Annotated in this window: 16 protein-coding genes; 7 read left to right on the top strand and 9 right to left on the bottom strand. The window is 61.4% G+C overall.

Annotated features, from left to right (window positions below):
* Nucleotides 1-25 precede the first annotated feature (25 nt).
* The 6 genes from BB934_RS16475 to BB934_RS16500 form a co-directional block, all read right to left on the bottom strand.
* Nucleotides 26-919 carry a carbohydrate kinase family protein gene (locus BB934_RS16475; protein ID WP_099510609.1) on the bottom strand — a complete coding sequence of 298 codons (894 nt, stop codon included), beginning with the start codon at nt 917-919 and terminating at the stop codon, nt 26-28.
* On the bottom strand, nt 916-1986 hold the full coding sequence (locus BB934_RS16480) for an ABC transporter ATP-binding protein (RefSeq protein WP_099510610.1): 1071 nt from the start codon (nt 1984-1986) through the stop codon (nt 916-918). Before BB934_RS16480 ends, BB934_RS16475 begins: the two co-directional genes overlap by 4 nt.
* A complete protein-coding gene (argH, locus tag BB934_RS16485; RefSeq protein WP_099510611.1) occupies nt 1986-3494 on the bottom strand; it encodes an argininosuccinate lyase in 1509 nt (502 codons plus the stop codon). The genes BB934_RS16480 and argH overlap by 1 nt, the downstream gene beginning before the upstream one ends.
* A 5-nt stretch (nt 3495-3499) precedes the next feature.
* Entirely contained in the window at nt 3500-4351 is an 852-nt protein-coding gene (locus BB934_RS16490) for a carbohydrate ABC transporter permease (protein WP_099510612.1), read from the bottom strand.
* Nucleotides 4351-5226, bottom strand: a complete 876-nt coding sequence (locus BB934_RS16495; RefSeq protein ID WP_418294759.1) for a carbohydrate ABC transporter permease — start codon at nt 5224-5226, stop codon at nt 4351-4353. Before BB934_RS16495 ends, BB934_RS16490 begins: the two co-directional genes overlap by 1 nt.
* A gap of 73 nt (nt 5227-5299) precedes the next feature.
* The gene (locus tag BB934_RS16500) at nt 5300-6553 is read right to left on the bottom strand and encodes an extracellular solute-binding protein (protein WP_099510613.1); all 1254 of its coding nucleotides are present in this window, start codon (nt 6551-6553) and stop codon (nt 5300-5302) included.
* 169 nt (nt 6554-6722) lie between these two features.
* On the opposite strand from BB934_RS16500, the gene BB934_RS16505 reads away from it, so the two are divergent.
* The 4 genes from BB934_RS16505 (at nt 6723) to BB934_RS16520 (ending at nt 11864) form a co-directional block, all read left to right on the top strand.
* Nucleotides 6723-7976 (top strand): ROK family transcriptional regulator, encoded by a 1254-nt coding sequence (locus BB934_RS16505; RefSeq protein ID WP_099510614.1) that lies wholly within the window; start codon nt 6723-6725, stop codon nt 7974-7976.
* Complete coding sequence (locus BB934_RS16510) at nt 7966-10362, top strand: PIG-L family deacetylase (protein ID WP_099510615.1); 2397 nt, start codon at nt 7966-7968, stop codon at nt 10360-10362. The genes BB934_RS16505 and BB934_RS16510 overlap by 11 nt, the downstream gene beginning before the upstream one ends.
* Before the next feature lie 6 nt (nt 10363-10368).
* The gene (locus BB934_RS16515; RefSeq protein WP_099510616.1) at nt 10369-11262 is read left to right on the top strand and encodes a DMT family transporter; all 894 of its coding nucleotides are present in this window, start codon (nt 10369-10371) and stop codon (nt 11260-11262) included.
* Nucleotides 11263-11432: 170 nt separating this feature from the next.
* Nucleotides 11433-11864, top strand: coding sequence for a PRC-barrel domain-containing protein (locus BB934_RS16520; RefSeq protein ID WP_099510617.1), 432 nt, complete (start codon nt 11433-11435; stop codon nt 11862-11864).
* Nucleotides 11865-11881: 17 nt separating this feature from the next.
* On the opposite strand, the gene BB934_RS16525 is transcribed toward BB934_RS16520, so the two are convergent.
* On the bottom strand, nt 11882-12277 hold the full coding sequence (locus BB934_RS16525; protein WP_099510618.1) for a hypothetical protein: 396 nt from the start codon (nt 12275-12277) through the stop codon (nt 11882-11884).
* A 273-nt stretch (nt 12278-12550) separates the two neighbouring features.
* On the opposite strand from BB934_RS16525, the gene BB934_RS16530 reads away from it, so the two are divergent.
* Nucleotides 12551-15553 (top strand): Ig-like domain-containing protein, encoded by a 3003-nt coding sequence (locus tag BB934_RS16530; RefSeq protein WP_162299171.1) that lies wholly within the window; start codon nt 12551-12553, stop codon nt 15551-15553.
* A 129-nt stretch (nt 15554-15682) separates the two neighbouring features.
* Complete coding sequence (locus BB934_RS16535; RefSeq protein WP_237049989.1) at nt 15683-17872, top strand: CHASE2 domain-containing protein; 2190 nt, start codon at nt 15683-15685, stop codon at nt 17870-17872.
* 7 nt (nt 17873-17879) lie between these two features.
* Here BB934_RS16535 and BB934_RS16540 read toward each other — a convergent pair whose 3' ends face one another.
* Both BB934_RS16540 and adh read right to left on the bottom strand, forming a co-directional pair.
* Entirely contained in the window at nt 17880-18266 is a 387-nt protein-coding gene (locus tag BB934_RS16540) for a DUF779 domain-containing protein (RefSeq protein ID WP_099510621.1), read from the bottom strand.
* A 102-nt stretch (nt 18267-18368) separates the two neighbouring features.
* Nucleotides 18369-19886 carry an aldehyde dehydrogenase gene (gene adh, locus BB934_RS16545; RefSeq protein WP_099510622.1) on the bottom strand — a complete coding sequence of 506 codons (1518 nt, stop codon included), beginning with the start codon at nt 19884-19886 and terminating at the stop codon, nt 18369-18371.
* Between the two features lie 263 nt (nt 19887-20149).
* Between adh and BB934_RS16550 the strand changes: the two genes are divergently transcribed.
* The gene (locus BB934_RS16550) at nt 20150-22003 is read left to right on the top strand and encodes a sigma-54-dependent Fis family transcriptional regulator (protein WP_237049990.1); all 1854 of its coding nucleotides are present in this window, start codon (nt 20150-20152) and stop codon (nt 22001-22003) included.
* Nucleotides 22004-22010: the final 7 nt, after the last annotated feature.

Genomic DNA, 22010 nt, shown 5'->3' on the forward strand with positions numbered 1-22010 from the left:
TGGAAACCCCGGCCTCCCGCGTCAATCATTGCCGCCGTGGTGCACCACCGGCAGTTTGAACGGAGAGGGTCCCTGCCTCGATGCCTGCTTCCAGGCTCGTTTCGAGATCGGACGTGCCGAGCCAGGAATGGAGAAAACCGGCGTTGAACGCATCGCCGGCACCTGTCGTATCGACCACCTCGACGGGGCGTGCGTCGACCGTGGCATAGGTCGATCCATGAGACGCCATCGCACCTCGCTCGCCGCGCTTCAGCACGACGAGAGGAAAGCTTTCGTTCAACCTGCGCAGAATCGTTTCGCCCGATGCCTCGCCGGTCAGCGCCGCACCTTCCTCGACATTCGGGAGGAAGATATCGATTCCCTCGCAGGTCCGGAAGAAATCCATATCCTGCCGGATCAGCTGGTCGTCCCAGCTCGGATCGAGCGAGATCGTCAGGCCTCGGTCCCGCGCCAGCGCGATCACGTCGGGGTTGTCCCTGAGGGTCGCGAACTCCGCGATATGCAGATGAGCGATATCGGGTGCCGAAAGAGCGCGTTCCAGAGTCGCCGGCCGGGAGGCGCCGGCCCGCCTTGAGACGAAGGCTCTTTCGCCGTCCTTGTTCAGCGCGACGGTCGGCTGTGGGCCTGCGTCGTCAGAGCGTTCTATGAAGGAGAGGTCGATCCCGCTAGCTTCGAGCTCGGAGTCCAGACTGCGCGATAGAGAATCGGTTCCAAGGCGCGTGAGGAGGGCCGCCGGCCGGCCGAGTGACGACAGATGAGCCGCAGTGATATAAGCACCGCCGCCTGCTGCGATCGCGACGTCTTCGGCAAAGCGCTCTCGACCGAGCACCGGCATGTCGTGCAGACCCGTGAAGATGATGTCGCAATAGGTCCGTCCAAGGCATAGGACCTTGTGCCGCCCTGAGGGCTTCCCGATCATGAGGCTGCCAATGCTTTTTCTGTAACCTTGTCGAAGTAGTAGAGGCGTTCGGCCGGAGCATGCAGGGTCAGATGTTCGCCGATCTGCGGAATCAGACGGCCGGGAGCGGAGCCAATGAGGGTCTGACCCTCGCTCTCGATATGAACGAGCGTCTCGGAGCCGAGGGTCTCCACGACGGCAACCGGACCTGAGACGGTGAGGCCTGACGAATCGGCCGGTGTCGGAACAAGGTCCTGAGGACGGACGCCGACCAGGATCTCGGACGTCTTGGTCGATGACGGCGGAACCCGAACCGAGCCGCCGGTAGACAAATCGGCCCGGCCATCCCGCAGATTGGCCGGCAGCAGATTCATCGTCGGGCTGCCGATGAAGCGCGCGGTGAAGACATCGACCGGCTTCTCATACAGATCCAGAGGCGTTCCGATCTGCAGGATACGTCCGTCCCGCATCACGACGATCCTGTCGGCCATCGTCATGGCTTCGACCTGGTCGTGAGTGACGAAAACCGACGTGGTGCCGAGCCTGTGATGCAAGCGTTTGATCTCGATGCGCATCTGGGTGCGCAACTGGGCATCGAGGTTCGAGAGAGGTTCGTCGAAGAGGAACGCAGCGGGGTCGCGAACCATCGCCCGTCCGATGGCGACGCGCTGTCGCTGGCCGCCCGAGAGGGCCGAGGGTCGGCGCTCCAGGAGGTGCGAGAGACCGAGCGTTTCTGCTGCCTGTTCGACGCGCTGCCGCTTCTCGCTCTTCGAGAGCTTGGACCGGTAGAGACCGAAGGCGATGTTGTCGGCCACGGTCACATGAGGATAGATGGCGTAGTTTTGGAACACCATGGCGATGTTCCGGTCTTTCGGCTGAAGGTCATTGACGATGCGCCCGTCGATTCGGATCTGGCCGCCGCTGATTTCCTCGAGTCCTGCAATCATCCGCAGCGTTGTCGACTTGCCGCATCCGGAAGGGCCAACCAGAACCACGAACTCACCTTCCCGGATCGCCAGGTCGATCCCGTGGACGACCGTCGTCTGTCCATATCGCTTGACGAGGCTGTCGAGTGCGATGGTCGCCATTAGCGTCCTCCGAGAAGTGCGGTGAAACGGGATTGAAGGTCCTGCGCGGATGCGACGGCGTGCTTTTCGGTCTCTCGCATCCGGCTGCGAATGTCCGCGATCTCCCGGTTGTATCCGGCAATCGCGGAAGAAAGCGCCTTCGGAGCGGGGCCGCCGAAACGGTCGCGGACGGCAACGAAGTTCTCCGGCGAGACGATCGTCGCAAACTGCGTCGGCTCGACCTGCGTCTTGCGGCCTGCGCAGCGTTGAAAGGCTTCCTGAAAAGCCTGATAGCCGTCGGTTGCAATATCGCCCTCAATGGCGACGACAGAGCGTGCGACGTCTGCCGCGATCTCGTGCGCTTCGCGGAAGGACAATCCTTCGAGGCGAACGAGGCTGTCGGCCAGCTCCGTCACTGTGATGCAGCTGCGGCGGATATTTTGTCGGACACGCTCCGGATTGATCCGCAAAGCCGGAACAAGAGCCGAGAGCAGGTCGAGAACCCGTCCGCCGCTTTCGAAGGCGCCATAACCGAAGCCCTGGCTCTCGCCCTCGCTGTCGTTCATGTCGGTGAAGGGGGTGTTGTGCAGGATCGTGAGCATCGCCTGCGCCCGCCCGACGGTCTGCGATGCCAGATGGCGCATATGCTCGATGGGAACGGGATTGCGTTTCTGCGGCATGATCGAGCTGATCTGCACGAAGGCGTTGGGCACATAGACCTGGCCGACCTCGAAGCTCGTCCAGACCTGCAGGTCCTGGATGAAGCGGCCGAGATGCAGGAAGGCAAGCTCGATCGCCGAATAGGTCGAGGTGATGTAGTCGATGGACGCGATGCAGCTATAGGAATTCTGCAGCGGCCGGCTGAAGCCAAGCAGATGAGCCATCAGGTCCCGGTCGATGGGGAAGCCGCTCGTGGTGATGGCGGCCGCCCCCATGGGAGAGCGGTCGACGATATCGCGCGCCGCCTCCAGGCGGGCGATGTCGCGCAGCAGGGTTTCGAGAACGGCGGAGAGGTAATGGCCGAAGACGGTCGGCTGCGCCGGCTGCCCATGGGTATAGGCGACAATAAGAGTGTTGCTCTCCCGCTCCGCCACCGAAGTCAGGGTCTCGGCCAGCCTCACCATGCGTTCCAGCAGGGGATCGATGCGATGCTTGAGTCCGAGCTTGAACAGGGTGTGGTCGATGTCGTTGCGCGAACGCGCCGTGTGAAGACGGCCCGCGAGATCGGGACCCAGGCGCTTGCGCAGTTCCTTCTCGATCAGGAAGAAGAAATCCTCCACCTCGCCAGTATAGGTCAGTGCGCTGACATCGAGCTCGCGATCAATGGATTCCAGAGCCTGAGCGATGGGCCTCGCCTGCTCGATGGTGAGGATGCCCGTCTCATGCAGCATCACCAGATGAGCCCGGTCGATCAGCCGGAACCCTTCGACATGGTGATCCCTGGCCCCGTCGAAAAGCGGACGAAGCACTGTCTCCTTGTAGACCGGATCGGGAAAGACGGACGTGTCGTTGAACGTGCCTGCAGTCATCGGCTTTAGCCTTTGAGTCCGGCCAGCATCACGCCGCGGACGATGTAGCGCTGGAGGAAGAGGAAGATGATGAGGGTGGGAAGCGTCGCGATGCTTGCGCCGGTCATGATCTTTTCCCACTGAATGGATTGCTCCACCGCGAAGCTGGAGAGACCGACCGGCAGGGTATAGAGCTCCGCGCTCGTGGTGACGATGAGCGGCCAGAAGAAGGCGGTCCAGTTGCCAAGGAACGTAAAGATCGCGAGGGCCGACAGGGCAGGGGTTACCAGCGGCATGGCGATCTTCCACCAGATGGTGAACTCGTTGAGACCGTCGATCCTGGCCGCCTCGAGAAAGTCGTCCGGAACGCTCTCGAAGAACTGCTTCATCAGGAAAGTCCCGAACGCCGTCATCATGCCCGGAAACATGATGCCCCAATAGCTGTCGATCCATCCGAACTGGCTTGCCATCAGATACCAGGGTAGGACCAGCATCTCCGTCGGGATCATCAGGGTGGACAGGATGGCGATGAAGACAATGTAGCGGCCGCGGAACCGGAACTTCGCCAGCGTGTAGCCGACGAGACTGTCGAAGAAGACGTTCGAGAGCGTGACGATGATCGCCACGATCATCGAGTTGACGAACCAGCGCGTGAAGCGCCCGTCGCCCAGGATCTCGATGTAGTTGTCGAGCGTGGGTGCCACCGGGATCACGCGCAGGTCGTAAACCTGCGAGGCGTCCTTGAGGGAGGTGGACAGCATGAAGAGGAGGGGCGTCACCATGATGACGCCGCCGATGAACAGGAGCGTCCAGGCGATAATCCTGCCGGGCCTTATGCGCGACAGGGGAAGGACCTGGGAGGATGCGGCTTCCTTCATCAGCGGTCTCTCATGATGCGCAGTTGGACGAGGGAGATGACGAGCAGGATGACGAACAGGACAACCGTCTGAGCCGCCGCATATCCCATCTCATAGGAGCTGAACGCCGTCTGATAGATCATCAGCACGAGCGGCTTGGTCGCGTTCAGCGGCCCGCCGGGGTCGTTCGTGTTGATGTTGTAGACCTGATCGAAGATGCGCAGGAAGCCGATCGACGAGAACACGACGAGGAAGACGAGGGTCGGCTTGAGAAGCGGCAGCGTAATCCTGCGCAGGATCGCCCCCTCCGACAGGCCGTCGATCCGCGCGGCCTCATAATAGGTGACCGGGATCGCCCGCAGGCCGGCGAGAAAGATGATGATCTGGAACCCGAGCCCCGCCCAGACCGCCGGTGCCAGCACGGCCGGCAGCGCCTGAGTGGTGGAGCGAAGGAAGGGCTGCTGCGGAATGCCGAACGAGGACAGGACGTCGTTGATCACGCCAATGGGAACGGGCTGATAGAACCAGCGCCAGACCCATGCCATTGCCGCCGCGGTCGTGAGAAAAGGGAGGAAATATAGGGCGCGGATGAACGAATGCATGAACCGCACCCGATCAAGGTAATAGGCGATCACGAACGAGATCAGCAGGCTGATCGGCGTACCAAGGATCAGGTACATGAAGGTGTTGCGGAACACCTGCCAGAAGAGCGGGTCTACGAGGAGCCGTTTGTAATTCTCGATCCCCACGAAGGAGGCCGGCTTCGTGATGGTCCAGTCCGTGACCGACAGGTAGAAAGCCTGAAAGGTCGGCCAGAAGCGGATCACCACATAGAAGACCAGAGGAACCGCGAGGAAGCCCCACGCCCATATCACCTGTTTCTGGCCCAGGCTCATCCTCGACCAGAGGCCGCTTGGGGCGGCCTCCCTATGTACGACAACGGACATGGTTCGATCCTCGCGGCGTGGATCAGCGCTTGGCGCGGTCGAGGATCGCCTGCTCCGCCTCGGCTGCCTTGGCGAGCGACGCTTTGGGCTCCTCGCCGCCGATCAGGACGCGGTTGACCATGTCGATGGCAACCTGGCGCTGGGCGAGTTCGTCCTTGAACAAGGTGGTATGGGCATATTCCAACCCCTTGAGGAACGGACCGTAGACCGGGTGAGCGGCATTCTCAGGCGTGAGAGCCGCGGTACGACGGGCCGGCAGCTCGCCGACGACGTCCATCCAGATCTTCATGGCCTCTGGGGAAGAGACGTATTTCAAGAACTTCTCGGCAGCGGCAAGCTTCTCACCTTCCGCCTTGCTGGTGATCGCGTTGGCAAAATAGCTGGCATAGTTGCTGCGAAGGCCCTGGGCATTGGCGGGCAGTTCGACCACGCCCCACTCGAAGGCCTTGATCGTGCCGAAGGAGCCGAGGCGGAAGGTGCCGTCGATGGTCATGGCGGCGAGCCCGGCGCGGAAAGCAGCCTGGCCTTCGTCCATGAAACCTGTCTGCCCGACTTTGTGCTTCTTCTGCAGATCGGTGTAGAAGGTGAGAGCCTTCAGGCCGGCCTCGTCATTATAGGTGACCTTGGTGTCGTTGTCCGTATAGGGAACGCCACCGAATTGACGGATCAGCACCTCGCGCCACCATTGGTGATCCTGCCCTCCCATGTCGAGGGTCATGCCGGCGGAGACGATGTTGCCGCTGCCATCGCGCTTCGTGGTCTTTTCGGCGGCCGCGACGAGTTCGTCGAGCGTCTTGGGCGGGTTGTTGGGATCGAGGCCCGCATCCTTGAGGATCTTCTTGTTGTAGAACAGCGCGAGGGAGCGCACGGCGGTCGGTAGTCCGTAATAATCGTTGCCGCGCTTCATGGCGCTCACGATCGGGAAGAAGTCACGCTCGATATCGGCGGCGGGGAAGGCTTCCGCGCGAAGCGGGCGGATCATCTTGCCGGCGATGAAGCTGTCGGTCCAGCCGTAGAAGAGCTGCACCACGTCGGGGCCTTGGCCTGCCAGGATCGCAGCGGCCACCTTCGTCTGGTAATCGGCATAGGGGAAGGTCGTCTGCTTGACCTTGATATCCGGGTTGGCTTCCTGGAACTTGGTGATCAACTGGGTCATCGCCTTGACGCGGGTGTCGAAGACATACTGCCAGTATTCGATCTCGACCGCCTTCACACTGGATGAGGCGAGAGTTGCGACGCCTATGGCGACGCTCGCGAGCATGTGACGAAAACGCATATCCCTCTCCGTTATTGCGGGGCTCTTGGCGCCCCACGGTTCTCTGGCGGCGGACGTCCGAGGTCCGTTCCGGTCTGAAGGCTCCTCCAGAGTTAAGAAGCTGTCAATAAGATAATTCACTTGAGTTATTCATTGCGTCACGTCATCGTTGCGCCGTGGAGTGGGTGGAATGCCAAGAAAACCCAAGGCAGGAGCGAGGTCGACGATCGGGAGTAACCCGGAGCGGAATCGGTCCCACAACCGAAGGGTGGTGCTGGACGTCGTGCGCCAGCTCGGACCGGTCGGACGCATGGAGATCTCGCGGCATGCGCATCTCAGCACGCAGGCCGTGTCGAACATCGTCGAGGATCTTGTCGCCGATGGACTGCTTATCAAAGCCGGACGTCTGAGAGCGGGCCGCGGTCTGCCGCCGATCCAGTTCGCCGTCAATCCCAATGGCGGCATGACCGCCGGAGTAGAGATCGCTGCCGACCACGTCTCCACCCTTCTCGTGGATATCGGCGGTCGCATTCGCGCGGAGAGGACCGTCTCGATCCGAAGGAACGATCCCGACGCGGTTCTTCCCGTCGTCAAGGGCGAGATCGAGGCGGCGCAGGCGCATCTGGACCCTCCCGTGCCGCAGCTTCTCGGAATCGGTGTCGTGATGCCGGGGCCGTTCAATGTCGAGGGAATGTCGTCGGTGGGTCCAACGACCCTGTCAGGATGGTCCGACTTCGATGCGGCCGGCCGCATCGGAAACATGATGGGCGTGCCCATCACCCTTGAGAACGATGCGACTGCCGCCGCCGTCGGCGAACGCCTTCACGGTGCTGCCAGGGATCTGAAGAATTTCTGCCTCATCTATTTCGGCCAGGGGCTTGGTCTCGGCATCATGATCGACGGCCGCCCGTTTCGCGGCGCCAACGGCAATGCGGGCGAGATCGGCCACGTGCTGGTGAAAAAGGGAGGTCACCTCTGCTCTTGTGGGCAGCATGGCTGTCTCGAGGCCTATGCGTCGATTCAGGCGTTGGCGGAAAGGCTGTCCGTGGCCGGGGTTGAGGATCTCGATTATGCGCGGCTAGAGCAGCTTCACCACGAGAAGCATCCCGTCATTGCGGAATGGGTTGACGAGGCTGCGGAATATCTCGCGCCTCAGGTCGCGATGCTCGAAAATCTCTTCGATCCCGAAGCCGTCGTGATCGGCGGCGCTCTGCCGCCGAGCCTTCTGGAGGATCTGATCCAGGCGATGCAGCCGCTTCCCTTATCGGTTGCAAGCCGCAGGAATCGAAACGAGGCCCGCTTGATCCGTGGGCGGACAGGCCGCCTGACCGCTGCCCTCGGCGCTGCTGCCCTGCCGCTTCTTGAAACCATGACCCCCCGGCTCGATACCGCTCACGCGGCTCGCCGAGAACAACCGAACGAGGAGATCTCTCTTGCTGGATGATCATAGCCGTCTGGCCCGCGCCGTGCATCAGCCTGCGCTCGTCCGCCTGCACCGTGCGCTGAGCCGCCTGCGATCCGCATTGACCGTCATGAACACCGGAGCGCATCCGGACGACGAGATCAACGGCATGCTGTCAGCCCTGCGCTTTGCCATGGGAATGCGCGTGGTGGTTGCCTGTTCGACGCGCGGGGAAGGAGGACAGAATGCCTTGGGGCCTGAGCGCGGTGCCGCCCTCGGCGTGCTCAGAACCGCTGAAATGGAGGAAGCCGCCCGTCGCATGGATGCCGACGTGGCATGGCTCGGCCATGGGCCGGACGATCCGGTTCACGATTTCGGCTTCTCCAAGAACGGCGAGGATACCCTGCGGAGATGGGGCGAGGAGCGCATCGTCGAGCGTCTCGTTCGAGCGTATCGACATTACCGGCCCGACATCGTCATCCCGACATTTCTGGATGTCCCCGGGCAGCACGGTCATCACCGCGCCATGACGCGTGCAGCCGAAAAAGCATTCTTCATGGCAGCCGACCCGGCAGCATTTCCGGAGCACGGTAAGCTGGGCCTTCGGCCGTGGCAGATCTGCAAGTTCTACCTCCCCGCATGGTCGGGAGCCGGCTATGCCTATGACGACGAAGTGCCGCCACCGCCCGCGACGCTGAGCGTCCAGGTTTCAGGCGGAGATGAGGTGACCGGTCTCGCGTATCGGCAGCTTGGCGAGTGGTCGCGTGCTGCGCATGCATCCCAGGGGATGGGCATGTGGCGCGACGATCCGGTCGACCAATGGAGCCTTCACCTGAAGCTGCGCGCGGGCGGCTCATCTGTCGCAGAGCGCGATATCCGGGATCATCTCCCTGTAAACCTTGCCGATCTTGCCGCCGTCCACACCCTGCCCGAAGCAGTCGCTTTGAAGTTGCGGGAAGCGCAGGACCATATCGATGCCGCGATAGTGGCATTTCCCGACAGGACACGGATCGTCAAGGCACTCAGTTGGGCGGCATCCCTGATCGAAGAGACACGAGATGGACTTGCGCGCAACGTCATCGATCAGATCGGGCATAGGCTCGACCGTAAGCTGCGGGAGATCGACGCCGCCATTTTCGAGGCGAGCGCCAGCGGAGCTCGCGCGATCTTCAAGGGCGCGTCTCATCCAGGATCCAAGCCGGTGCTCGAGGTCCGCATCGATGCGCCCGGCCTTGCTGACCTGACGATTGATCCAAGGCTTCCCGACGAGGTTTCAATCGCGGAGGTTTCCCGCAATTCGGTACGTACCGACTACACCGTCGAGATCCCCGCATCCATATCCCTGACCGAGAATTATGCCGCAGCTTTCGATCCACTGGGAGGAAACGGTCCGGCCAGCATCCGCATCTCCGGCGAGATCGACGGACGCGTCGTCAGGGTCGATCTGGACCCGGAAGAGCCGTTCACGATTGGCCCCGCGCAATCTTTGTCTCTCGATCCGTCGACCGCGATCGTCAGGATCGGGACGCCGACGTCGAGCATTCCTATTCGATCCGTCGGCGCGGACGCGACGGGCTGGCAGGCGCCGGAGGGATGGATTGTGCGGCGACAAGAGGGCAAGTGGGTCGTTGAGTCGCCGGAGAGACCTGTCGCCGGTCTTGCCACGCTCGTTCCGACGGTGGATGGCCGGCCTGCAAGCGCTGCGAGGACGATCGCCTATCCTCATATTCGGCAGCGCACCTTCGTTGCGCCGACGGATCTCAGGATCCTCACTCTCGATGTCGCTTTGCCTCCCGGTGCACGCATCGGATATGTGGGAGGCGGGAGCGACAATGTCGGTGTGCATATGCGCCGGCTCGGGCTCGACGTCACGGATCTCGGAGAGGCCGACCTGACGACGGGTTCGCTTGCGGACTTCACCACCATCGTCGTCGGCATCTTCGCGTTTGGTCTCAGACGCGGCCTCAAGGCTGCGACCGACAGGATGCATCGGTTCGTGGAGAAGGGCGGCCATCTGGTGACGCTCTATCACCGTCCCACCGATGCCTGGGATCCCGAGCGGACACCGCCTCGCCGTCTCGTCATCGGTTCACCCTCGCTTCGGTGGCGCGTGACCGATCCGGCCGCACCCATCACGGTTCTGCAACCGGACAATTCCTTGCTCACCTATCCGAACCATATCGAAGCGGGTGACTGGCAAGGGTGGGACAAGGAGAGAGGTCTCTATTTCGCGGCCGAATACGATGCTGCCTACGAAGAGTTGCTGTCCGTGAACGATGTAGGCGAACAGCCGCTCAAGGGTGCGCTGGTCTCCGCTCACATCGGCCAGGGCCGCCACACCCATGTGGCGCTGGTGCTGCATCATCAGCTGGACAAGCTGGTTCCCGGCGCCTTCCGTCTTCTGGCCAATCTGGTTCAGCCTGCCTGAGAGGACATGGCTACCGAACCAGAAACCGGCCTCATCCGGTCTCCCGTGCCGCTGTGGAGCAGTGCGGGATGGCTGCTGCTCGACATGGCGCTGGTGACCGTCATGCAGGCCATCGTCAAAGCCGAAGGAGAGACCTACCCCGCGATCCAGCTTGTCTTTCTCCGCTCGCTTGTCGGATTCGTTTCTGTAGCGCCGTTGGTATGGCGTCACCGCGCCAAGCTGACGAACCTGTCGAACATTCGCGGGCATCTCACGCGCGTCGGGTTCAACTCGATCGCATTGACCCTCAATTTTGCCGCCTTCGCCGCGTTGCCGCTCGCCTTGGTGACGGCGATCGGGTTCATCCGGCCACTCGCGCTTCTGGTGATGGCCTCGATCCTGCTGGGAGAGAACGTCAGCAGGATACGCTACCTCTTCACGGTACTGGGCTTCATCGGTGTCATCATCATGGTGCGGCCGGATGCGATCTCCTGGAACATGGGATTGATCGCGGCTTTCGGATCGGTGTTCTTCGGCTCCCTTGCCGTGGTTCAGACGAGGCGGCTCGCCGGCGAGAACACCGTCGTCCTGATGCTCTTCTATACAGTGGGGTTGACTCTGCTGACGTCGATCCCGGCCGCTCTCGTGTGGGTTCCGATCCCGTATTCCGAGGCACCGAACATCATTCTCGTCGGCGTTCTGGCCCAGCTCGGCCAATATTGCTGGCTGCAGGCCTACCAGAAGCAGGAAGCACGGCTTCTCGCGCCGCTCGGCTATCTCTCGATCATCTTTTCCGGCTTGGCGGGCTGGTTTTTCTTCGCGGAAATCCCGTCGCTGTCCCTGTGCCTCGGCGCCGTCATCGTCGTCCTAACTACGCTGTCGGCCACGCCCGTTGAGCGCTGGCTCAAGAGCAGGCGGTGAGCCCGGGACGAGGTGATGTTAGGGGTACGCAAAACAACGCCATCCCCCACGAGGCCCAATAGAGAAAGCAGGAGCCGCAGTCTTGCTAGCTTGAGCCAAAGCTTTGTCGTGCCGGGACATCCTTCGGAACGGCCCGGAGCACCGCGGCGTTCTCACCGGAGGAGAATGTCATGCCGACAAAGCTGCCGAATGAGAGAGAAATGCGTCAGCCGGGATCGATGGAACTCGATCCGGCCGGCGAGGGCGTCGCCATCGAGGAAACGCAGCGGCTGATCGCTTCCAGCAAGGTCGAGGGTACGCCGGTGTTCAATCGGGCAGGGGAGCAGCTGGGAACGGTGTATAATTTCATGGTCGACAAGGTTTCTGGCCAAGTCGCCTATGTCGTCATGAGCTTCGGTGGGTTTCTCGGCATCGGAGAGAGCTATCATCCGCTCCCATGGCGGGCGCTGACGTATGACACGCGGCTTGGCGGCTATGTGGTGGACATCGACAAGGACCGGCTCTCGGGCGCTCCCCGATATGAGGCCGGAGAGGACCCATTCATGGATGACGAATACGGCGCCAGAGTCGACGCTTATTATCGGACGACGCCGACGGCCTGATCCTGCTTCGCACCCCGTCAAGGAAGGTCAGGCAGGGCTAGCGGTGTGATCCGGAATCCTCGGCTCTGACGCGTCGTGATCATGCCGGACGATCCGCCCAGATCTTTGACCTCCCAAACCACGATGAGGTTCGGTCCCGGCCTTGTAGGTATGGGCTCGGCCAAGTCGGCGAGAATGGAGCCGGTGATATCCCGATGCCGCCGATAGGCATCGGGCTGCAAGCCGAAGAGCGCCTTCCTCATCCAGGCGTCTTTCGCTATTTCCGAGGCGTGACCGTCGCTCGAAAGCGCTACAAGCTTGACGTTGCCGATCGCCTTGATCTGCCGATTGAGAATGACATCGGCCTTGGATCCGTCGCATAGGTCCCTGCCGCGATGAACGTCTTGCCGCCGTTCGCGGTAGCGACGGTCCACAGATGGTGGCCTTGGGCCAAGTCTTCCGCTCCGCTGAGAGCGGGAAGAGTAATTGCAATGCAAAGCAAGACAATTCGGATCGCATAGCCGCGAACAGAGGCGAGCAAAAGCATTGTAAGCTCCACTAATGGCCTACCTCTAACGTGGTAGACGACTTCCCGTCTCCAGAAAAACTAAGGGATCATTCCTGATTGACTTGGATATTTGAGATTTCATTCCGGTATGAATGGAGCAGCGAAAAGGATATCATTTTGGAAACCCAAGGGATCCGCTGTGTACCAATCCGGGGACGGCGCCAGTGCCTTCGACATTCAGATCGATGCTGCAGAGGCGTCGAGTCGTGGTGCTGACCCGGATTCCCCGATCCTTTTTCCCGATAAGGATCTGCTTTTCACCGCAGACTTTAAAAAGTCAGGTGACGATCTTCTCCTCCTCGGTCACGAGACGAAGGCCGTCATCCTCGGCTACTTCAAGGATGAGCGGCGCCCAGGTCTCGCAACACGCGAAGGGGCAGGTCTCAGCGGCGCAACGGTCGATGCTCTGGCAGGGCCGGATTCACCAGGACAATATGCGCAAGCGACGGGTGCGGCAGCTGGATTGTTGGCCATCGGACGTGTTGAGAAGGCATCTGGGGCCGTCACCGTCTTGCGCAATGGTGTATCGATAGACTTGCGCCTCGGAGATGCGGTCACCAAGGGCGATGTGGTGCAGACGGGCTCGAACGCGTCACTCACGATCAAGTTCAACGATGGAACAGTCTTCAGCCTGTCGTCCAATGCCCGCATGGTGCTGAACGACATGGTCTACGCCGCAGATGCGAGCGCGAATTCGGCGTTGTTTACGCTCGTCCAAGGCGTCATCGGGTTTGTTGCAGGGCGGATTGCAAAAACCGGCGATCTCAAGGTCGACACTCCCGTGGCCACCATGGCGATCAGGGGAACGGCCATTCACACCGAGATCTCGGCGTTCAGCGGCGAGACACGGTTCTCGCTCCTCACCGAACCCGATGGAACGGTGGGCTCGTTCGTTCTTCTGGACCGGACCAATCCCTCGCGGGTGATCGCGTCGATCACGGATCCGCGGGTCTCGACGCTCCTGACACCTTTAGCTGGCACCGACCCGCGCATCACGCAAGTGACGAAATCTACCGACGAGATCCGGGGCGAGAACGATCTGGTGAGGGACCTCTTTCAGGTATTCTCGCCCGAGCCTCAGAGGCGGGGCAGCAGCGATCCCAATGATGTCCCCATCATCCCCGTGAATTTGCCGGAGAAGGCAAGTCCGCCGGATCCTTCGCAATTTGCCGTTACGCCCTTCGCTCGAGAACGTGCGACATCCCGGGATATTGTCGTCCCCTCTTCCCCGACCGTGCCGGAAGCGATCCGCGGCAGAGCCGTCGAGGATGGACCGCTCACACGGCTGAGCGCACTGACGGACGCAGTAGCGTCGTCCGAGGCCATCATCGTTCTCCTGCCGGCGAACCTGCCGCCCGGCGTGCGGTATCTCGCCGGCACGCGAAGCTTCTCGCTGGACCCGTCGCATCCGGCTTATCAGCATCTCGGCGCAGGAGAGAGAGAAGTTGTCACGATAGCCTACAATCTGTTGGCCGAAGACGGCACCCGCGTTCCCGCATCGGCGTCCTGGACCGTTACAGGGGAGAACGACACTCCCGTTGCCGTCGGAGATCGTATCGCCGCGGTTAGCGATGCCGGCCGCACGCTCCTCGCGGTGAGGAGCAACGACCGGGATGTGGACGGCGATGCCGTTCGCGTCGTTGCCTGGACCGAGCCGTTCGAAGGCTCCGTCTTCCGGAACTCCTCCGGCGAGTTGGTCTTCGATCCCGGTAACGGTTTTCGAGCTCTCAGTGTCGGCCAAACTGCAACCGTGTCCTTCAGCTACACGCTTTCCGATACCAATGGAGCGACAGATACCGCCAATGTCACTCTGCAGGTTCTGGGGCAGAACGACGCTCCCGTTGCCGCAGATGATCATATCGCTGCGGTCGACGAGGCAGGTCAAAAGCTCCTTGCAGTGAGGAGCAACGACCGGGATGTGGACGGCGATGCCGTTCGCGTCGTTGCCTGGACCGGGCCGTTCGAAGGCTCCGTCTTTCGAAACTCCTCCGGCGAGTTGGTCTTCGATCCGGGTGACGATTTTCTGGCTCTCAGTGCCGGCCAAACCGCAACCGTGTCCTTCAGCTACACGCTTTCCGATAGCAACGGAGCGACAGATACCGCCAATGTTACTCTGCAGGTTCGCGGGACAGGCACTTTCACATCGCCTAGTCAGTCGGATTCCGAAGGTGCAGTTCTCGGCTTCAACGGTCAGCCGGTCTCGCTGACCGTCGATGCGCCATCGGCGACCACAACCTCAACAGCAAATCTCGGCCTGGTCATCGGTCTCGGGCCGGTTCTGCAGCCGCAAATGAATATCGTCTACCTGATCGACATCTCAGGCAGTACGTCCGACACCTTCGATGGGACGCCGGTCGGCGACCTCAACGGCGACGGAGCTACCAATACTGTCCTCGATGCGGAGATCGCGAGCTTGATCGCTTTGACCGATCGGGTCCGGGGGCTCGGATTTTCGTCCGCGGATGTCTCGATCACGGTGATTCCCTTCAACGGCGCCGCCGATCCGGCAAATGTGACAGATGGAGGCGCCGTGAATGCGGCGACGTTCAGTCTCGGCCAGACAGGCGATGCTGCGATCGCAAATTACCTGAGAGATCTGGATGCCGGAGGACAAACGAATTTCGCCGATGCCCTGAGAGCGGCCAATGACCGGCTTGGAAGCCTCGATCAAGGAGGAGAAAGCAACTTCCTCTACTTCCTTTCCGACGGTGCCGGGCAAGGCTCGATCGAGGATGAGATCGCGACGTTGAATGATCTTTATGGAGCGACGATCACCGCCCTTGGCGTCGGCGAGAACGCCAATCTCTCCCGGCTCGACGCGATCGACAACACGGGTGGAGCCTCAGTCCTGACCTCGCCCGAGCAGATCGATATCTCGGTGCTCGGAAGGCCGCTTCCGAGCGGGACCGTTACTGACATCGATGTCTTCGTCAATGGAAGGGAAATCGTCGAGATCGGTCCGGAGGATCTTGTTGCGACCCGCAATGGCTTCGCCCTCAATGCCTCGATCGGCGAGCTAAGCCGGCTTGCCGGAGATGGCAACGTCGTGTCGGCAACCATCACCTTCTTAAGTGGGGAAACTCTTTCGGCGCAGTTGAACATCGCGGGCGCTCTGCCCCGCTCCACCGATCTCATCCTGTGAGGATACGATGCATCGCGTGACGTATCCGTCCAAGTCGATCGAGGTTTTCGTCCAACAGGAGATGCGACATAGGCCCAGCGGATTTCGGGCCGGAATGGAATGGGCCTGCTGCCCATTGGAACGACCATTGTGATCGCTCTGCTGAGAAGAAAGACGCGCTATTTCGGAGCCGGGCGAATCCTCGGCCTCCTGCTTCTCGTGAGCCTTCTGGCATTGCGGGTCTGGGATCCCGGTCTTACAGAAACCATCCGCCTGAAATCCTTCGACATCTATCAGCTGATGTATCCGCGCGTGGCGCGCCAGGAGCTTGCTGCGGTCGTCGACATCGACGAGCGGAGCCTGCAGGCTTTGGGGCAATGGCCATGGCCGCGCACGGTGATGGCGGAGATGGTTTCGAAGATCGTCGAGCATGGTGGCACGGTCATCGGCTTCGACGTGCTCTTTCCGGAGCCGGATCGCAGCTCGCCTGAAGTCGCTGCCGAGACGTTCCAAGGCCTTGACCCGACGACGCGAGAGACGCTCCGACAGCTGCCTGGCAACGATGCCGTCTTCGCGGAAGCCATTCGTCGGTCCAAGGTTGTGCTCGGGCAATCGGGCTATCGTGTCGCGGGAGGTGCTCCGATCGCGCATCCGCCTATCCAGACCGGAATCGCCACGATCGGCCCCGATCCACGTCTTTACCTCGTCGACTTTCCGCATCTGTTGCGGAATCTTCCCCTTCTTGATGGGGCGGCGGATGGGCATGGCATCTTTTCCATCATACCCGAGAGGGATGGCGTCGTCCGCCGCGTGCCGGTCGTTGCGGTTGCCGACGGCACGATCGTACCATCCCTTTCGCTCGAGATGCTTCGCGTCCTGACCGGATCGAGTGCCGTCCTTATCAAAAGCGATGCCAGCGGCGTCCGGAGTGTCGGTGTCGATGCCATCGAGATCCCCACCGACGGCAAGGGCCGCGTCTGGGTCCACTTCTCGCCGCCCAACCTGGGCAGGTACGTGTCCGCGATCGATCTTCTGCAGGGGAGAATTCCCGCCGGCAGCCTTGCCGGGAAAATGGTTCTGATCGGAACCTCCGCCGCCGGTCTGCTCGATCTCAAGGTCACCCCGATCCACCCGGCGCTGCCTGGGGTCGAGCTTCATGCACAGCTTCTGGAGAGCGCCCTCACCGGGGCGACGTTGAGCCGGCCGAGCTATACCGCCGTGATCGAGCTCGCGCTGGCGACGATTCTGAGCCTGATCCTGATTGTCTTCGCACCGAGGATGAATGCGGGAACGCTGTTCCTCCTCGGCGGCACGACCGCAGTCGTGACCTTAAGCCTGTCCTGGTACTGCTTTACGTTTGTCGATCTTCTGATCGACTGCACCTTTCCCTTGATCGCGAGCTTTCTGGTTTATGCGATTCTGGTATGCACGAACTACATGAGCGTGTCGGCAGACCGTTTCCGGATCAGATCGGCCTTCAATCAATATCTCTCTCCCGATCTGGTCGAACAGCTGGCGCAGTCGCCGGAAAAGCTGGCTCTTGGCGGAGAGCAGCGCGAGCTGACGGTGCTCTTTTCCGACGTTCGTGGCTTCACGACCATCTCGGAACTCTACAAGGACGACCCACAGGGACTGACAACTCTCATCAACCGGCTTTTCACGCCGTTGACGAAGGACATCATCGAGCGCCGCGGGACCATCGACAAATATATGGGCGATGCCGTGATGGCCTTCTGGAATGCCCCGCTGGACGATCCTTGCCACGAGATGAACGCATGCGAGGCGGCCTTCGCGATGCTGGAAAGTCTCGACGAACTGAACGAACAGCGTCAGAGCGAGACCGTCGGCATTCATCCACCCCCGCCGCTGAGGATCGGCATCGGCCTGAATACCGGCCAATGCGTGGTCGGCAATTTCGGATCGGAGCTTCACTTCAACTATTCCGTCATCGGCGACCCGGTCAATCTGGCATCCCGTCTTGAGGGACTGACAAAGCATTATGGCGTTTCCATCATCATCGGAGAGAAAACCGCCCAGGCCGTTCAGTCGCAGTTCGCGGTTCTCGAGATCGACCATCTCCAGGTGAGGGGGAAGTGGGAATTGGAGCGCATCTTTACGCTCCTGGGCCGTGCTGAGGTGGCCGGAAGCTCCGCCTATCTGACCTTGAATGAGCGAAACAGCGCGATGCTTGCCGCGTATCGCGCCGCAGAATGGTCGCAGGCACTCGAAATGATCCTTTTGTGCAAGGAACTCGGCAAGAGTTTCGGTCTCGACGACTACTACGATCTCTATGTTCAGAGGATCCGGCACCTGATCGATACGCAGGCATCGTCCAGCTGACCGGAAATCATTGAAGCGACGTATGGGCCAGATCGAGGGCGGCGATCTCCTCGTCCGTGAAAAGGCGCGAACGGGTCAGGAAGCGGATCCCGCGGCCGTTCTCGAGGGAGAACATGCCGCCCTTGCCCGGAACGACATCGATATTCAACTGCGTGTGCTTCCAGTACTCGTACTGGGACGGGCTCATATAGAACGGCGCTCCGCCGATATGGCCGAGCAGGACATCCTCGTCGCCGACGATGAAGTCCCCTTGGGGATAGCACATGGGCGAGGAACCGTCACAGCAGCCGCCCGACTGGTGAAACAGCACCGGGCCATGCTCATTCCGCAGGGTCGCGATCAGATCGAGCGCCGCAGGGGTTGCCGTCACGCGTGGAATGCTATCGTCATTCATCCGGATCGATCCCTCATCATGATCCGAGCGGGATATTGAAGACCCGTCCGGTAGACCCTGCCCCTGGCGATTGTCTTCTCCCAGGGGCAGGATTGTGGACTATCAGAAGAAGCCAAGCGCCTTGCTGCTGTAGCTGACCAGCAGGTTTTTGGTCTGCTGATAGTGATCGAGCATCATCTTGTGCGTTTCGCGGCCGATGCCGGATTGTTTGTATCCGCCGAATGCCGCATGGGCCGGATAGGCATGGTAGCAGTTCGTCCAGACGCGTCCCGCCTGGATGGCACGGCCGAAGCGATAGGCGCGATTGCCGTTGCGGGTCCAGACGCCGGCGCCGAGGCCATAGAGGGTGTCATTGGCAATCGCCAGAGCGTCGTTCTCGTCCTTGAACGTGGTGACGGAGACGACCGGTCCGAAGATTTCCTCCTGGAAGACACGCATGCGGTTGTGGCCCTTCAGGACGGTCGGCTTCACGTAGTATCCGCCGGCGAGATCCCCAGGGAGGTTGTTGCGCTCGCCGCCGGTCAGCACCTGCGCACCTTCCTGCTTGCCGATGTCGATATAGCTGAGGATCTTCTCAAGCTGCTCGCTGGAGGCCTGGGCGCCGATCATCGTCGAAGGATCGAGCGGGCTTCCCTGCTTGATCGCCTCGACGCGCTTGAGCGCCTTCTCCATGAACTTGTCGTAGATCGATTCCTGAACCAGGGCGCGGCTGGGGCAGGTGCAGACCTCGCCCTGATTCAGAGCGAACATCACGAAGCCCTCGATCGCCTTGTCGAGATAGTCGTCGTCCTCCGCCGTCACGTCGTCGAAGAAGATGTTGGGCGACTTGCCGCCAAGCTCGAGCGTCACGGGGATCAGGTTCTGGCTCGCATATTGCATGATCAGGCGGCCGGTGGTCGTCTCGCCGGTAAACGCGATCTTGGCGATGCGCGAACTCGAGGCAAGCGGTTTTCCGGCCTCCAGGCCGTAGCCGTTGACGATGTTCAGGACGCCGGGCGGCAGCAGGTCGGCCACCATCTCCGCCCAGACAAGGATCGAGGCCGGCGTCTGTTCTGCCGGCTTGATGACGACGCAGTTGCCCGCTGCAAGGGCCGGAGCCATCTTCCAGGCTGCCATGAGGATCGGGAAGTTCCAGGGAATGATCTGACCGACGACGCCGAGCGGCTCATGGAAATGATAGGCGACCGTATCGTGGTCGATTTCTGCGACCGAGCCTTCCTGGGCCCTGATGCAGGCGGCGAAATAGCGGAAATGGTCGATGGCGAGCGGCATGTCGGCTGCGGTCGTCTCGCGGATCGGTTTGCCGTTGTCCCAGGTCTCCGCCAGGGCCAACGTGTCGAGATTGGCCTCCATGCGGTCGGCGATCTCGTTGAGGATGCGTGCCCGTTCGGCGGGCGCCGTCTTGCCCCAGGCATCCTTAGCCGCATGGGCCGCATCCAGCGCCTTTTCGATGTCGTCCTTGTCGGAGCGGGCGATCTCGCAGACCGGCTTTCCGGTAATCGGCGACGTGTTCTCGAAATAGCGGCCGTTGACAGGCTCCACCCATTGCCCGCCGATGAAGTTGCCATAGCGCTCTTTGAACGGCACATGCGAGAGTGTCAGGAATTCTGGCTTGTTCATGTGGTTTCCTCCCGGGATGTACAGGCCCTGCTGAGCAAATGTCGTGCCAAGCCGTTGTATCGCGAAGCAGCATTCATTTCGCGTCGCGGTAACCTGTTGGGCACGAAAGGGGTCATTCAAGACTTGATGTGTCGACCTTTCGCGGACTTCTTTTTGCCTCAGCTTCGCCTATCATGAACTCTGTCGCGGAGAAACTCTGTCGCGGAGAGAAACGCATCTGCAACACATGTTGCAATTTGCGACACCGGGATAGGAGGACGCCCTTGTCGCCAGATCCGATCCAGCACGCTCGCCGGCACTTCTTCTCGAAGGAAGCCGTTCCGGGTGGTCTCGTTTCACAATCCATCCTCCGGTCGTGGACCCGGTGCCAGGCCCTCGGCCTCGAGGGAAGGGCGAACGCGCTGCCCGAGCCGGTCACAGCCTACGAATTCGCCATTACGGCGGAGGAGGCCGAGAGCTTCAGGCGCCTCTGCCGGCCGGAAGTGGAGGCGCTCTATGCGGACGCGCAGGCGACGGACAGCATCGTCATCCTGACCAATGCCTCAGGCCTCATCCTCGACACCGTCGGCAGTCTCGACTTCGCTCAGCGCGCTGCCCAGGTGGCTTTGCGGCCGGGTGTGCCCTGGAGTGAGCAGATTGTCGGGACCAATGCGATCGGAACCTCCCTGGCCGAAGGCTGCCCTATCGAGGTGCGCGGCGCAGAACATTATCTCGAATGCAACCGGATCCTGAGCTGCTCGGCCATTCCGATTCTCGGTCCGCAAGGCAACGTTCTCGGCGTTCTGGATCTCTCCGGTCCTGCCGAGACGCACCATGCCCATGCACTGGGTCTCGTGACGCTCGCTGCCGCGCAGATCGAGCACAGGCTCTTCGATAGGGCGTTCAGGGAGGCGGATGTCGTCCGGCTCCACGTCGATCCAGCCATGCTCGGCACCGCACGGGAGGGCATTCTTGTTTTCGAGGACGGATGTCTCAAGGCTGCCAACCGGCGCGGTTTGAAGCTGATCGGCCGAAGCTTCGATGCTCTCGGCAGAGTGACATGGAGCGATCTGTTTCGAGACAGGCTGACAGATCTTGCCGATGGTGGAAGTTTCAAGAACCAAAACGGAACCGCGCTGGTTGGCCGGCTTGACGGGTTCGAGAGGTCACCTGCGCCGCCCCGCCGGTCGACACGTGGAATGACGTTCGCCGTGCCGAAGCCGATCTTCGACGCCGAAACGGCGAAGGCCCTGGAACGTGCCGTCCGGCTGGTCGATGCCGCGGTTCCCGTTCTCGTGCGGGGAGAAACGGGGACGGGCAAGGAAGTCTTCACCCGTGCGGTTCACGCGAGAAGCCTGCGTTCCGGCAAGCCTCTGGTCGCCGTCAATTGCGCGGCCCTGCCCGAGACACTCATGGATGCCGAGTTCTTCGGCTATCGATCCGGCGCATTCACTGGAGCAAGGCCCGGCGGATCGAAGGGCTATTTGCGGGAAGCCGATGGCGGCGTGCTCTTCCTCGATGAAATCGGCGATATGCCGCTTTCCTTGCAGACGAAACTCCTGCGCGCGCTGCAGGAGAGGGAAATCGTTCCCCTGGGTGGGGGGCAACCGGTTCCCATCGATTTCATGCTGATCTGTGCGACCAACAAGGATCTGTGGGAACGCGTTCAGGCCGGCAGTTTCCGATCGGATCTCTATTTCCGTATCGCGCAGTACACAATCGCATTGCCTTCGCTTCGCAGTCGTGCGGATCGTGCGCAGCTGATCGATGAGCTATGGAGTTCTGTCGGAGGAAGAGCCAATGGAATCGCTCTCAGCCCGGAATGCCGGAATGAGCTTTCCAGTTATGAATGGCCCGGAAATTTTCGACAGTTGGTCGGTTGCCTGAGGGCGATGCTGGCACTCGGCGAGCCGGGGGATGTGCTGACGGCCGATGCCCTGCCTCCGGATGTCCGCCGCCGTGGGGATGATGTCGACTCTAAAGCCCCAATGTCCAAGAGCGGGACGCTGTCCACCCTCGATGCCATTACCGTCACGGCCATGCACGAGGCCCTCGCAGCGGCGAAAGGAAACGTTTCGCGGGCCGCGCGCCAGCTCGGCGTCAGCCGAAGCACGCTCTACCGACGCATGCAAAGCTAGAGCATTT

The organism is Microvirga ossetica, assembly GCF_002741015.1.
GTDB classification, from domain to species: Bacteria; Pseudomonadota; Alphaproteobacteria; order Rhizobiales; family Beijerinckiaceae; genus Microvirga; species Microvirga ossetica.

Coding starts and splice junctions, on each gene's coding strand:
- BB934_RS16475 (WP_099510609.1), bottom strand. CDS start 919: ATGATCGGGAAGCCCTCAGGGCGGCACAAGGTCCTATGCCTTGGACGG.
- BB934_RS16480 (WP_099510610.1), bottom strand. CDS start 1,986: ATGGCGACCATCGCACTCGACAGCCTCGTCAAGCGATATGGACAGACG.
- argH (WP_099510611.1), bottom strand. CDS start 3,494: ATGACTGCAGGCACGTTCAACGACACGTCCGTCTTTCCCGATCCGGTC.
- BB934_RS16490 (WP_099510612.1), bottom strand. CDS start 4,351: ATGAAGGAAGCCGCATCCTCCCAGGTCCTTCCCCTGTCGCGCATAAGG.
- BB934_RS16495 (WP_418294759.1), bottom strand. CDS start 5,226: ATGAGCCTGGGCCAGAAACAGGTGATATGGGCGTGGGGCTTCCTCGCG.
- BB934_RS16500 (WP_099510613.1), bottom strand. CDS start 6,553: ATGCGTTTTCGTCACATGCTCGCGAGCGTCGCCATAGGCGTCGCAACT.
- BB934_RS16505 (WP_099510614.1), top strand. CDS start 6,723: ATGCCAAGAAAACCCAAGGCAGGAGCGAGGTCGACGATCGGGAGTAAC.
- BB934_RS16515 (WP_099510616.1), top strand. CDS start 10,369: ATGGCTACCGAACCAGAAACCGGCCTCATCCGGTCTCCCGTGCCGCTG.
- BB934_RS16520 (WP_099510617.1), top strand. CDS start 11,433: ATGCCGACAAAGCTGCCGAATGAGAGAGAAATGCGTCAGCCGGGATCG.
- BB934_RS16540 (WP_099510621.1), bottom strand. CDS start 18,266: ATGAATGACGATAGCATTCCACGCGTGACGGCAACCCCTGCGGCGCTC.
- adh (WP_099510622.1), bottom strand. CDS start 19,886: ATGAACAAGCCAGAATTCCTGACACTCTCGCATGTGCCGTTCAAAGAG.